Source organism: Streptomyces sp. A 4/2 (assembly GCF_940670765.1).
In the GTDB taxonomy this organism is placed as follows: domain Bacteria; phylum Actinomycetota; class Actinomycetes; order Streptomycetales; family Streptomycetaceae; genus Streptomyces.
In genome coordinates, this window is the sequence record NZ_CALNVW010000003.1 from 95,238 (window position 1) to 108,386 (window position 13,149).

Here is a 13,149-nt window from a genome sequence, read left to right on the forward strand (position 1 = left end):
CCGTTAGCGGCCTGATTACTTCTTGAAGACCTGAATGTCGGCGAAGACCGGAACACCGAAGGTGTCGTAGGTGACATCCTCAACGTTCTTGGAGTAGCCGGCGTTCGTCTTGTAGTACCAGAGCGGGATGGCCGGCATGTCCTTGATGAGCGCCTTCTCCGCCTCCTGGTAGAGCTTGACGGACTCGTCCAGCGTCGCGGCCTTGTCGGCGTTGGCGGAGAGCTTGTCGAACTCCTTGTTGGAGTAGCCACCCTCGTTACCCGCGGCGGTGGTGCCGTACAGGTCCTTCAGGAAGTTGGCGTTCAGCGGGTAGTCCTGCACCCAGCCCGAGCGGTAGAAGCTCTGGACCTTGTGGTTGGTGCGGACGTCGAGGGTCGTCTTGAAGTCGGCCTTCGAGTCGGGCTCGCACTTGACGCCGGTGTTCTGGGTGATGTTGGCGCAGACGGCCGTCACCCACTCCTTGTGGCCACCGTCGGCGTTGTACAGCACCGAGACCTTGGCGTTGGCGCCACCGGCCTCCGTGACGAGCTGCTTGGCCTTGGTGGGGTTGTACGTGCAGGCCTCACCACAGGCGTCGGCGTTGTAGCCCTTGACGGCCGGCGGCACGAAGCCGGTGGCCGGGATACGCGAACCGGCGAGCACCGTCTTGGTGATCGTGTCCCGGTCGATCGCCATCGAGATGCCCTGCATGAACTTCCCGCGGTCCTTCAGGCCCTTGATCGTCGGCGCGTACTCGGCGACGGCAATGGTCTGGATGGAGTTCTGCGGGGCGTCCACCGCGCGCTTGCCCAGGTCCTGGTGGTACTTGGCCATGTCGGCGGGGGCGACCTGGTCCAGCACGTCGAGGTTGTTGGAGACGGCGTCCTGGTAGGCGGCCTCGGCGGTCGTGTAGAACTTGAAGTCCACACCACCGTTCTTCGGCTTGTTCGGACCCGCGTACTTCGCGTACGTCTTGGTCAGGAAGTCCTTGTTGTGGTTCCACTTGACGTACTCGTACGGGCCGTTGCCGATGGGCTCCTGGCCGTACTTCTTCGGGTTCGTGTAGAAGACCTTGGGGAGCGGCGCGAAGGCGGTGTAGCCCAGCTTGTAGGTCCAGTACGGCGCCGGGTTGGCGAGCGTGACCTTGATCGTGTAGTCGTCCGGGGTGGACAGACCCGACATGGTCGCGGCCTTCGGGTCACCCTTCGCCGGGTGGACCTTGTCGTAGCCCTCGATGTCGGAGAACCAAGAGGCGTTCTGCTGCTGGTTCTTGGCGTTGGCGCCCCAGTTCCAGGCGTCCACGAACGACTTGGCGGTGACCGTCTCGCCGTTGTGGAACGTCCAGCCCTTCTTCACCTTGATGGTGTAGTGGCTGGCGTCGTCCTGCTTGATCGACTCGGCGACCGTGTTGGTCAGCGCACCCGTCTTGGCGTCGTAGTCGACGAGGCCGTCGAAGATGGCGTCGGCGATGCGGCCACCGCCGGTCTCCATACCGTTGGCCGGCTGGATCGGGTGCTGCGGCTCGCTGCTCTGGTAGCTGAGCACGCCCTTCGGGTCGACAGTCCCGCCGGCGTTGTCGCTGCCGGACTTGTCGTTGCCGCCACAGGCGGTCGCTGCCAGTGCGACAACTGCCGCCCCCGCGACCCACTTGGCGCTCTTGGCACCGCGCATGGGTTCCTCCTCATGAGTCCACTGAATCAAGAAAGAGGGGCACGTTCTACGCGCGCTGACACCCCTGACAGCGTGCGTTTTCAAGTGCCCCGAGTGTGCTCGTGAGTCGACACTCCCCACAGTGCTTGACCCATTGACCCGAGCTCAGTAACGCCAACTATTAAGTACGACCGGGCCGTAAACCACACTTAAAGGGTCTCGTTTTTACAACATCGGCCCCGGCGCCTTGCCCGAAATCCGGACAAACCAAGCACAGACAGACACCCGCGAAACGGACTGTTAACGCAACTTCCGGAGAGTGCCGACCGATATCCGGACACTTGACTCCCGAAAATCGGTTGCCGAGCCGGGAGTTGCGATCCCTCTCGCAAACGAACGACCCGGTCACCCCGCAGCGCGGGGTGACCGGGTCGTCACAGAGGAGTACCCCGGGGCGTCAGCGCTTGGCGCGCGACGCGCTCCGGCCGCGCTCCTTCTGGTCCAGGACGACCTTGCGGATACGCACGGTCTCCGGGGTCACCTCGATGCACTCGTCGTCGCGGCAGAACTCCAGCGACTGCTCCAGCGACAGCTTCCTGGCGGGCACCACGTTCTCCGTGGTGTCCGCGGAAGCCGCACGCATGTTGGTGAGCTTCTTCTCCTTGGTGATGTTCACGTCCATGTCGTCGGCGCGCGAGTTCTCGCCGATGATCATGCCCTCGTAGACCTCCGTGGTGGCCTCGGTGAAGATGACACCGCGCTCCTGGAGGTTGACCATCGCGAACGGCGTCACGACGCCCGCGCGGTCCGCGACCAGCGAACCGTTGTGACGGGTCCGCAGCTCGCCGAACCACGGCTCGTGGCCCTCGAAGAGGGAGTGCGCGATGCCGGTACCGCGGGTCTGCGTGAGGAACTCCGTACGGAAGCCGATGAGTCCGCGGGACGGCACGATCCACTCCATGCGGACCCAGCCCGAACCGTGGTTCGTCATGGTCTCCATGCGGCCCTTGCGGGTCGCCATCAGCTGCGTGATGGCGCCGAGGTGCTCCTCCGGCGAGTCGATCGTCATGCGCTCGATCGGCTCGTGCGTCTTGCCGTCGATCTGCTTGGTGACGACCTCGGGCTTGCCGACGGTCAGCTCGAAGCCCTCGCGGCGCATCTGCTCGACCAGGATGGCGAGCGCGAGCTCACCACGGCCCTGGACCTCCCAGGCGTCGGGGCGCTCGGTGTCCAGGACGCGGAGCGAGACGTTACCGACCAGCTCACGGTCCAGACGGTCCTTGATCTGCCGGGCGGTGACCTTGTGGCCCTTGCCGCCCTTGCCCACCAGCGGCGAGGTGTTCGCACCGATGGTCATCGAGATGGCGGGCTCGTCGACCGTGATCAGCGGCAGCGCGATCGGGTTCTCCGGGTCGGCCAGCGTCTCGCCGATCATGATGTCCGGGATACCGGCGATGGCGCAGATGTCGCCCGGACCGGCCTTCTCGGCCGGCTTGCGGGTGAGCGCCTCCGTCATCATCAGCTCGGTGATGCGGACGTTGGACATCGAGCCGTCACGCTTGATCCAGGCGACGGTCTGGCCCTTGCGCAGCTCGCCCTGCTCGACACGGCAGAGCGCGATACGGCCGAGGAAGTTGTCGGCGTCGAGGTTGGTGACGTGCGCCTGGAGCGGGGCGTCCTCGTCGTACTCGGGTGCCGGGACGTGCGACAGGATCGTGCTGAAGAACGGCTCCAGGTTCTCGCTGTCCTGCGGGACCGTGCCGTCCTCCGGCTTGGTCAGCGAGGCGACACCGTCACGGGCGCAGGCGTAGACGATCGGGAACTCGATCTGGTCCTCGTCGGCGTCCAGGTCCAGGAACAGGTCGTACGTCTCGTTGACGACCTCGTCGATCCGGGAGTCGGGACGGTCCGTCTTGTTGATGCAGAGGATGACCGGCATCCGCGCGTCCAGCGCCTTGCGCAGCACGAAGCGGGTCTGCGGCAGCGGTCCCTCGGAGGCGTCGACGAGGAGAACGACCGCGTCCACCATCGAGAGACCGCGCTCGACCTCACCGCCGAAGTCGGCGTGGCCGGGGGTGTCGATGATGTTGATCGTGATGACGTCGCCGCCATCCTTCGGGTGGTACTTCACGGCCGTGTTCTTGGCCAGGATCGTGATGCCCTTCTCACGCTCCAGGTCGTTCGAGTCCATCATGCGGTCGTCGAGGTGCTCGGCGGCGTGCGCGGCGAAGGCGCCCGCCTGCTTGAGCATGGCGTCGACCAGGGTGGTCTTGCCGTGGTCGACGTGGGCGACGATGGCTACGTTACGGATGTCGTGGCGCGTGGGCATGGGTGGCTTGCGCTTCTCTCAGCTCGTGGGATGCGGCGTCTGTCCTGGTACGCCCGCCGGGCGGACGCGCCACGGCCAGTCCCATGGTACGGGGCCTGCGCACCCGGGGCTTCCCGGGCGAGCGATACGGGCCCCGCGGCCGGGCGCCCCAAGGGGTCCGCGGGGTCCGCGCGGAGCTGTGCGCCTCGCTGTCCGCCCTGGCCACGGGGTACGGAAACGCCCTGGCCCGCCGGGGGAACGGCGGGCCAGGGCGTTTCCGGTACGGGCCGGATCCGGTGGGTCCTCAGGACTTCCTGGCGGATTTCAGGAAGCCGATGTCCTGGTAGCGGGGGGTCGCGAAACCGAAGGCACCCGCGTTGGCCACGGCGGGCTTCACGGCGACCAGTTCCGGGCGCTGATAGAGCGGGATCGACCCTGCGGCGGCCCAGATATGGGCGTCGGCCTGCTTGACCAGGTCCTGTGCCGCTTTCGCGTCGAGCTCACCGGCCGCGCGGTCGAAGAGCTGGTCGATGCGGTCCGTGCCGACCCGGGTGTAGTTCTGGTCGACCATCAGCGAGCCGTCGGAGGCCACCGCGGGCTTGGCGTAGATCGGCCGGGCGTCCGTGGCCGGGTAGGCGGTGGCGGGCCAGGAGTAGAGGGCCAGGTCGTAGTCGCCGGACGCGATGTGGTCCTTGAAGTAGGAGGCGCTGTCGACCTTGGTGATCTCCGTCCGGATGCCGACCGCGTCCAGCTCCCGCGTGATCTTGGTGCCGACGCTGTTCAGCGACTCGGTACCGGGCCCCGAGGGGAGCACGAACCGCAGGGACAGCGCCTTGCCGTCCTTGCCGAGTGCTCCAGCGGGGGCCGCCGCGGCCGGAGCCGCGGTGCCCTCGGGGGCGTAGGCACCCGCGATCCGGTGCTTCTCGTCCCCCGACTGACCCATCGCCTGACCCCTCGCCTGACCGATCGGCTTCGAGTCGTCCTGCGAGGAGCTCTCCGGCTTCGCGGACTTCGACGGCGCCGCCGACTGCTCCGGCTTCCCGGAGGCCGACGGTCCGTCGGACGCCGCCGGGCTCCCGGGCGCCCGGCTCTCCCCCTTGTCGGGCTTGCTCCCGGCCTTGGTGCCCTCCTCGGTCCTGCGGGCGCCTCCGATCGTCCAGCCCGCGTCGGCCAGCAGCGCCTGGGCCTTCCCCGGGTCGTGGCCGCCGAGGGACCCGCTGTTGTCCGCGTAGTCCTGCTGGCCGGCCAGCGCGAGGTGGCTGCCCGGCGGCCGGGCGGGCAGGCCGAGCGGCTTCAGTACGTCGGTCGCGATCTGCTCGCGGTCCAGCGCCCTGGCGACCGCGCGGCGCACCCGCTCGTCGGAGAGCGGGCCCGAGCTGCCGTTCATGGCGAGCTGGGTGAAGGCGGGCTGCAGGGACTTGCGGACGACGTAGCTGTGCAGGGCCGCCTGCTGCTTCGCGTACTCCTGGCGTGCTTCCCTCGTCCGGGCCGCCGCCCGGCTCGCCGCCTCCTGTGCCTGCTCGCCGTCGGCGCCGTGCGCCGCCGCCCAGGCCAGCAGCGCGTCGGCGGGCCGCACCTCGCTGCCGGGGCCGTGCGTCAGCGGCTGGCCGCTGTTCCCGTCCTTGTCGGCGAGGGTGATCCGGCCGGCGGCCGACTCGTCCACGTCCGCGATGTCGAGCGAACCGGCGGTCAGCGCCGCGGTGCGCCGGTCGGCCGGTACGGCGGCCAGCACGAGCGAGTCGAGCTTGGGCTGCTGCCCCCACCAGTGCGGGTTGCGTACGAGCGTGGTCTCCTTCGCGTCGCGGTCCACACCCTTGATGCCGAACGGCCCCGCCGTGGCCGCGATCGTCTTGCGCGCGCCGTCGTTGAAGGAGTCCGGGGTGCCCATGACCTCCTTCGGGTACAGCGGCGTGAAGAGTGAACGCCAGTCCGCGTAGGGCCTGTTGAAGGTGACCTCGACCTCCAGGTCGTCCTTTCCCTTCTCGATCTTCTCGATCCGGTCGTAGCCCGCGTTGCGCGCTGTCCAGTACCCGGAGTCCTTGCCGCTCAGGGCCCGCCACTGGGCCACGAAGTCGGGTGCGCCGATCTCCCGGCCGTTGCTCCAGACAGCCTTCTGGTTGATCCGGTAGCGGACGACCTGCTTCGGCTCCGTCTTGATGACGTCCGCCGATTCCAGGTAGTCGCCGTTGAGCTGCGGACGCCCCGCCGCGTCGAGGGTGAACAGCGCGGGCAGGACGGCGCCCGCGACGCGTGAGGTGGCCGTGCCCGCGTCGGCCTGGAAGGTGTTGAGCGTCGCGGGCATCGAGTCGACCGCCCAGCGCAGCGTTCCGCCGTCGGCCAGCTTCGCCCGCGCGGCCGTCCCGACGTCCGGGGCCACCGCCTTCGCGTCCTTGCTGTGGTGGTCGCTCGAACCGCACCCGGCCAGCACGGGCAGCGCGAGTACACCGGTGGCGAGGAGCGCGACGCTGCGGCGCTTTGCTCTCCCGTGTGGAACGCCGACGTGGGACATGGCTGGTACCTCCGGGGCCGACCTCGGCATTCCGGGAGGGAACGCACGAGAATCTACGGGTTTGGTGGCATTTCATGTTGATCACACCTATGACCCCTTCACTGAAGGGGAGGGGTCGCGCGGTCCGTGGGAGACACGGCGGGGCGCGCCCGAACCCCACCCGGGCGGCTCAAGGGGCGGCTCACCGGGTGGCGCCCGCCCGGGAACCGTGCCCCGGGGCGCCGCCGCCGACCGGTGGGCCTTGCCCACTCGCAGGGTCCACGCCTAGGGTGAATGCGCTTTCATTGGCAGTCGGGAAACGGCACAGGAACGAGAAACGGGCGGTCGATCGGGTGAGCACAGCCCCCACGGTGTACGACGTCGCCGAGCGGTCGGGCGTCTCCATCGCGACCGTGTCACGGGTCTACCGCACCCCCGATTCGGTGCGGGCCCAGACCCGTGAGCGGGTGCTCGCCGCGGCCCGCGAGCTGGGGTACGTACCGAGCGGGAACGCCCGGGGACTGGCCAGCCGCTCCACCGGTGTGCTCGGGCTGTGCTTCCCGGACATGGCCGACCCGGACACCGACTCCGGGGCGGAGGACGAGGCCGACGACAATGCCGCGATGCTCTACTCGGACCAGATCATCCGCGGGATGGAGCGGGCCGCGCGGCGGCACGGGTACGCGCTGCTGATCGCCGCGTCCCTGAAGGGCGGACCCGAGAGCCTGGTGGCCAAGGTGGCGGGGCGGGTCGACGGCTTCGCCGTGCTGGCCAGGACCGTGCCGACCGAGGACCTGGAGGTCATCTCGCGCCGGCTGCCCGTGGTGATGCTCGCGGGGCCGCGCGAGATAGACCACCTCGACCACATCGAGGCCGCGAACTCCGACGGGGAACGGGAGTTGACCCGCCACCTCATCGAGCACCACGGCCTGCGGCGGCTCGCCTTCATCGCGGGCGAGAAGGAATCGCCGGACGCGGAGGCGCGGTTCCGCGGATACCAGGAGGCGTGCCGCGCGGCCGGGCTGCCGGTACGCGACGAGCCCGATCTGCGCGCGGTGATGATGACGCAGGCGGAGGGCGCGAAGGCCGCGGACGCGCTGATCGACCGCGACACCGCGGGCCCGCCACAGGCCATGCTGTTCGCCAACGACCAGATGGCGGCGGGCGCCTTGCACGCGCTGCAGCGGCGAGGGCTGCGGGTGCCCGACGACGTGGCCGTGACCGGGTTCGACGGCATTCCGCTGAGCCGCCTCGTACGGCCCGCGCTGACGACGGTGCGCCAGCCGATGCGCAGGATGGGCGAGGAGGCGGTCGAGCGGCTGGTGCAACGGCTCGCGGGTCCGGAGGGCGACGAACCGGTTTCGCTGATGCTGCCGGTCACGCCGGTGTACCGGGCGAGCTGCGGGTGCGGCGAGTAGGAGCGCGCGGGCCGTTCGGCGGGTAACCTCGGTTCGGCGAACAGGCCCTGGCCCTCTAGGAGTTGGAATGCCCGGCTACCCCGGCGCGCGTTGACGTCATAGGTCGCGACCGACCCGTCATCGCGTGCCGCCCTTGATCTGCGGCACAGCGAGCCTTCCCCCGCCCATGTCCCGGTGCGTTCTTCCGCGCGTCGGGTAGCGGGCCTTGCCCTCCGCCGTTCAAGGGGCCTCCTGTGCCGTCCCGTACTCCTGGCGTGCCCGCACGCCGCTCTCCCGTCCGCCGTTCCTCCGTACGCCGTTCCTCCGCACGCCGTTCTCCCACGCTCTGGCGGGACGCTGATTTCCGTAGGCTCTGGGCCGGTCAGACCGCCTCCCAGCTCGGGGCGCAGACCGGACAGGTGACCCTGCCGCTGCTCGCGGTGGTGACCCTCGGCGCGGGCGCCGGCCAGCTCGGTCTGCTGCGCGCCGTGGAGCAGGCGCCGATCCTGCTGTTGTCCCTCTTCGCCGGTGCGTGGGTGGACCGGCGGCGCTCCCGCACCGTGATGGTGCTGGCGGACTCCGGCCGGGCACTGGCACTGGCCGCCGTCCCCGCCGCGTATCTGCTCGGCGTGCTCGGCATTCCGGCGCTGCTCGTCGTGGCCTTCCTGGTCGGCGCCCTCTCGGTCTTCTTCGACGTGGCCTACCAGGCCTCGCTGGTACGGCTGGTGAAACGCGATCAGCTGGCGCGGAGCAACAGCGCGCTGGAGAGCAGCCGGTCCGCGGCGCAGATCGGCGGTCCGGCACTCGGCGGCGCACTGGTCTCGCTGTTCTCGGCGCCGGTCGCCGCGGCGGCGGGCGCGTTCTTCTTCGTGCTGTCCTTCCTGTCGATCCGGCAGATCCGCCACCGCGAGCGGATACCCGTGGGCGCTGAGCGGCCTCCGCGCCTCCGGCGGCAGATCCACGAAGGTCTCCGACTCGTCGCCGGCAACCCCTCGTTGCGGGCCGTGGGGCTCGCCTCCGCCGTCTTCCAGTTCTCCTTCGCGGCGCTGATGACCGTCTACCTGCTCTTCCTGCCCCGCGCCCTGCACCTGTCGGGCGCCGCGGTCGGCCTGGTCCTGGCGGCGACAGGTCCAGGTGCGGTCGTGGGCTCGCTGCTCTCCGCCGGGCTGCCGAGGCGGTTCGGGTACGGCACGGTGCTGGTGACCTCGGCGGCGCTCGCCGACGGCGTGATGCTCTGCGTACCGGCGCTGCACGGGGCCACGGCGGTCACCGTTCCCCTGCTCATGGCCGTCAACTTCCTGTTCGGCGCCTTCAGTCAGCTGGTCGACGTCACCGTCATGGCCGTACGGCAAGCCGTCACGCCCGCCCGGCTCCAGGGCCGTGTCGTGGCGACGGTCAACTTCGTCGGCATGGGGCTGACTCCGCTCGGATCGCTGCTCGGCGGCTGGCTGGCGGGCCGATGGGGGCTGCGCTCCGCCCTGTTGGCGACCGCCCTGCTCCTGTCGCTGTCTCCGCTGGTCATGGCCCTGTCGCCGCTGGCCCGGCTGGGCCGGTCCCTTCCGGCGGAGGACCGGACCGCCGCCGGGGAGCAGGCACTCGACGACCGCGCGCAGCCATGACCGCATGACCGGGACGGGCCGGGACGGGGCGGGACAGGGCGGGTCGGCGCACAGACGGTGCGGAGAACGCCGTCAGACCCGCTGCCGCGCGAAGAACTCGCCCTTCGCCAGGGCGAGTTGCCGCTCATCGGCCGCCGTGCCCGGATGCTCGAAGTGCCCGGCGGCCAGCACGTGCAACTCCCCTGCCTCCGCCAGGCCGTTGAACACGGCGAACTGTCCGGGCGGCGGCACCGAAGGATCGAAGAGTGCCGCCGCGACCAGCACCGGCACCCGCACCCGGGTGGCCGCCGTCGCCGCGTCGAAGTACCGCAGCACCTCGGTGACTTCGGGGTGTGCACGGTGGTACGTACGCACCGACTCCCCGCTCCCCGCGCACGGCAGCGTCAGCCGCAGCGGATGGTTGCCGAACGTCGGAACCGTCAGCTGGCCCGCCGTGAAGCGCTCGTCCCAGGGCAGGGCGAGCGCGCCCAGACCGCCGCCGAAACTCTCTCCGAGATAGCCCAGGCCGCGGCCCGAACCGGCGGCGCGGGCCAGGTCCGGGACCAGTTCCAGCAGCGCCGACGCCGCGCACCAGAGGTCGGCCACGCAGTCGCCGATGACATAGGTCTCCGGCGACCCGATGCCGTGCAGGACATGGGCGCCGGACGTGGCGGGGACGTCGGGAAGCAGGCTCCGGTCACCCATCCCCCGCACGCAGGGCAGCAGCGCCGCCGACCCGGGCAGCGGCAGCGGGACGTCGGGCCCGGCGGCGTCGCGCCCCCCGTAGCCGTGGCCGAGGACGAAGCCGTGTTCCACCGGCCCCTCGGCGGGCAGCACCAGCCGCCCGCCGATCCGCACCCCGCCGACCGAGGTGTACGTCACAGCGAAGACCCGGACCCCGTCCCGCTCTTCCTCCAGCGGGCCCACCTCCGGCGCCGTCCTGACCTCCCTGGCGGCTTCGTACCTGGCCCGCCAGAACGCGTCGAAGCCGTCGGGGGCGGCCGGGGCCGGGATCCGCAGCAGGTCGTCGAGGGTGCGGCCGTACGAGGGGTCGAAGGGGAAGTCGTGTGTGAAGAGAGCGCCCATGCGCGCGACCTTAGACCGACCGGCAATGGGGGGACGGAAGGAGGAGCGGGGTCGAGCGGGATCGGGTGCGCGCACCGTGCCCTGGAAGCTCCGCCCGCCCCCGCACTCGGCCGGAAGCGAAATCGGTCACTTTCGCTTCCAATACGTAAAGTTCCGGCATAACTTACTTAAAGCCACACACCCTGGATGTCACTCCCGTTACGGGAGTGTGACCAAGACCCCCCTTGCAACTTTCCGGGAACGTGCCACAGAGTGATGTATGCGCTTACAGACAGCGCATACATCGGGGAAGCTCAAGGAGGAGCCGTCCATGAACCGCGCCACCAGAACCGCATCGGCTGCCATCGCGATCGCGTCGGCCTTCACTCTCGCCGCGTGCGGCAGTTCCGGTGGCGGGAGCGTCGCCGCCGACAAGAAGCAGACGCTCACCGTCTGGGCCATGGGCGCCGAGGGCGAGAAGCTCGCGGACGTCGCGAAGGAATACCAGAAGGCCAACCCGAACATCACCGTCAAGGTGACTCCGGTCGGCTGGGACGTCGCCCACCAGAAGCTGGTCTCGGCAGCCGCCGCGGGCACGATGCCGGACATCGCGCAGATGGGCGGCAGCTACATGGGAGAGTTCGCCGACCTCGGCGTGCTGGAGCCGGTCGACACCAAGACGTTCAAGGAGGGTGACTTCTTCCCCGCCTCCTGGAAGCAGGGCGTCATCGACGACAAGGCGTACGGCGTGCCGTGGTACGTCGACACCCGGGTCCTCTACTACCGCACCGACCTGGCCAAGAAGGCCGGTATCGACAAGGCCCCCAGCAACTGGAAGGAGATGGAGCAGCTCGCCTCCGCCTACCAGAAGCAGGGCACGAAGTGGGGCGCCTACATCCAGCCCAGCGGCCTGGACACGGTGCAGAGCTTCTACCCGTTCCTGTACTCGGCCGGTGGCGAGATCGTGGACGACAACGGCAAGGTCGTCATCGACAGCCCCGCCGCGATCCGCGCGTTCAAGGAGTACGGCTCGTACTTCAGCAAGGGCCTGATCAAGAAGAGCGTCCAGCCCGGCTACGACGTCATCAAGGACTTCGGCAACAGCACGGTCCCGATGTTCTTCGGTGGTCCCTGGCAGACCAGCATGATCAACGAGGGCCAGCCGCAGCTCAAGGGCAAGTGGGCCGTCGCGAAGATCCCCGCCGACAAGGCCTCGGTCTCCATGGCGGGCGGCTCCAGCCTGGTGATCTCCAAGGACAGCGACCACAAGGACGCGGCCAAGGCGTTCATCTCGTACCTGACCAACACCAAGGGCCAGGCCGACTGGTTCGAGCGGTCCAAGGACCTGCCCGCCAACACCTCGGCGTGGAAGACCGGTGAGCTCGCCACCGACCCGAGCCTGAAGGTCTACGGCGAGCAGATGAAGACGGCGAAGACCTCTCCCGTCCAGCCCAAGTGGACCGAGATCACCTCGAAGGTCGACACGGCCATCGAGTCCGTCACCCAGGGCAAGTCGTCGGCCGAGGCCGCCGCCAAGAAGGCCCAGTCCGAGATCGAAAGCCTCGTGAAGTAGGCACCATGAGCACCACGACCGGATCGGCCGCGGAGACGGCCGACAAGCAGGCGGCACCGGGGACTGCGAAGTCCCCGGCCGCCGGGCCCTCGAAGCGCCGGCCGGACGGCAGACGCCGGTCCATGGGTGTGCAGAACGCGGCGGGATGGCTCTTCTCCACCCCGTTCCTCGTGCTGTTCACCGTGTTCATGGCGTTCCCGATCGTCGCGACGCTCGTCATGAGCTTCACCGACTTCGGGCTGCGCAACGTCACCGACCCGCTCAGCGCCAAGTTCATCGGCTTCGACAACTACACGCACCTGTTCAGCGACGACAAGTTCATCAAGTCGCTGTTCAACACCGCGTACTTCGTGGTGGTCGGGGTTCCGCTGACGATCCTCCTGGGCCTCGTCGTCGCCGTACTGCTGAACAACGGCATCGACCGGGCGCGTACGTTCTTCCGGATCGGGTTCTACGCCCCGGTGGTGACCACCATCGTCGCCGTCGCCGTCGTGTGGCGCTTCGTGCTGGACCCGTCGGACGGTCTGATCGCGGGCCTCTTCTCCGAAGTGGGCCTGACCGCACCGGACTTCCTGGGTTCCACGACGCTCGCCATGCCGTCGATGATCGCGATGGCCGTGTGGCGCAACATGGGCACGGTCATGGTGCTCTTCATCGCCGGACTCCAGGCGATCCCCACCGATGTACGGGAAGCGGCCAAGCTGGACGGCGCCGGGGCCTGGCAGGAGTTCCGCCGGATCACCGTGCCGCTGCTGCGGCCGACGATGCTGTACGCGACCATCATCACCACCATCGGCTACCTCAATGTGTTCGAGGAGCCGTTCGTGATGACCCAGGGCGGGCCCTCGGACTCCACTCTGACGGTGTCGCTGGACATGTACCGCGAAGGCTTCAACTTCTTCCACATGGGTTATGCGAGCGCGATGGCGTATGTCCTCTTCGTTGTGATCATGGGCATCACGGTGCTCCAGCTCCGACTGCTGAAGGACAACACCAAGTGAGCGACATCCGTGCCACAGGCGGCGCACGCCTGAAGAAGACCCCCCGGCCGAACGCGACCGGACCGGAGCCGACCGGCTGGAAGAACCCCG

Annotated in this window: 8 protein-coding genes; 4 read left to right on the forward strand and 4 right to left on the reverse strand. The window is 69.1% G+C overall.

Features of this window, described 5'->3' with window-relative positions:
• Window positions 1-15: 15 nt before the first annotated feature.
• The 3 genes from NBY69_RS03425 to NBY69_RS03435 all read right to left on the reverse strand — a co-directional run bounded on the left by NBY69_RS03425 (window position 16) and on the right by NBY69_RS03435 (window position 6,446).
• Window positions 16-1,650, reverse strand: coding sequence for an ABC transporter substrate-binding protein (locus tag NBY69_RS03425; RefSeq protein WP_250298111.1), 1,635 nt, complete (start codon window positions 1,648-1,650; stop codon window positions 16-18).
• A 436-nt stretch (window positions 1,651-2,086) separates the two neighbouring features.
• Window positions 2,087-3,958, reverse strand: coding sequence for a translational GTPase TypA (gene typA / locus NBY69_RS03430; protein ID WP_250298112.1), 1,872 nt, complete (start codon window positions 3,956-3,958; stop codon window positions 2,087-2,089).
• Between the two features lie 283 nt (window positions 3,959-4,241).
• Complete coding sequence (locus tag NBY69_RS03435) at window positions 4,242-6,446, reverse strand: ABC transporter family substrate-binding protein (RefSeq protein WP_250298113.1); 2,205 nt, start codon at window positions 6,444-6,446, stop codon at window positions 4,242-4,244.
• A 350-nt stretch (window positions 6,447-6,796) separates the two neighbouring features.
• Here NBY69_RS03435 and NBY69_RS03440 point away from each other — a divergent pair, with 350 nt between their 5' ends.
• Both NBY69_RS03440 and NBY69_RS03445 read left to right on the forward strand, forming a co-directional pair.
• Window positions 6,797-7,843 carry a LacI family DNA-binding transcriptional regulator gene (locus NBY69_RS03440; RefSeq protein ID WP_250298182.1) on the forward strand — a complete coding sequence of 349 codons (1,047 nt, stop codon included), beginning with the start codon at window positions 6,797-6,799 and terminating at the stop codon, window positions 7,841-7,843.
• A gap of 254 nt (window positions 7,844-8,097) precedes the next feature.
• Complete coding sequence (locus NBY69_RS03445; protein WP_250298114.1) at window positions 8,098-9,441, forward strand: MFS transporter; 1,344 nt, start codon at window positions 8,098-8,100, stop codon at window positions 9,439-9,441.
• A 72-nt stretch (window positions 9,442-9,513) separates the two neighbouring features.
• Here NBY69_RS03445 and NBY69_RS03450 read toward each other — a convergent pair whose 3' ends face one another.
• Entirely contained in the window at window positions 9,514-10,506 is a 993-nt protein-coding gene (locus NBY69_RS03450) for an acetylxylan esterase (protein ID WP_250298115.1), read from the reverse strand.
• Window positions 10,507-10,816: 310 nt separating this feature from the next.
• Between NBY69_RS03450 and NBY69_RS03455 the strand changes: the two genes are divergently transcribed.
• Window positions 10,817-12,058, forward strand: coding sequence for a sugar ABC transporter substrate-binding protein (locus tag NBY69_RS03455; protein ID WP_250298116.1), 1,242 nt, complete (start codon window positions 10,817-10,819; stop codon window positions 12,056-12,058).
• Between the two features lie 5 nt (window positions 12,059-12,063).
• A complete protein-coding gene (locus NBY69_RS03460; RefSeq protein WP_250298117.1) occupies window positions 12,064-13,059 on the forward strand; it encodes a carbohydrate ABC transporter permease in 996 nt (331 codons plus the stop codon).
• Window positions 13,060-13,149: the final 90 nt, after the last annotated feature.

Bases quoted from the DNA above. Each gene is read 5' to 3' on its own strand.
- NBY69_RS03425 (WP_250298111.1), bottom strand. From the start codon at position 1,650: ATGCGCGGTGCCAAGAGCGCCAAGTGGGTCGCGGGGGCGGCAGTTGTC.
- typA (WP_250298112.1), bottom strand. From the start codon at position 3,958: ATGCCCACGCGCCACGACATCCGTAACGTAGCCATCGTCGCCCACGTC.
- NBY69_RS03435 (WP_250298113.1), bottom strand. From the start codon at position 6,446: ATGTCCCACGTCGGCGTTCCACACGGGAGAGCAAAGCGCCGCAGCGTC.
- NBY69_RS03450 (WP_250298115.1), bottom strand. From the start codon at position 10,506: ATGGGCGCTCTCTTCACACACGACTTCCCCTTCGACCCCTCGTACGGC.
- NBY69_RS03455 (WP_250298116.1), top strand. From the start codon at position 10,817: ATGAACCGCGCCACCAGAACCGCATCGGCTGCCATCGCGATCGCGTCG.
- NBY69_RS03460 (WP_250298117.1), top strand. From the start codon at position 12,064: ATGAGCACCACGACCGGATCGGCCGCGGAGACGGCCGACAAGCAGGCG.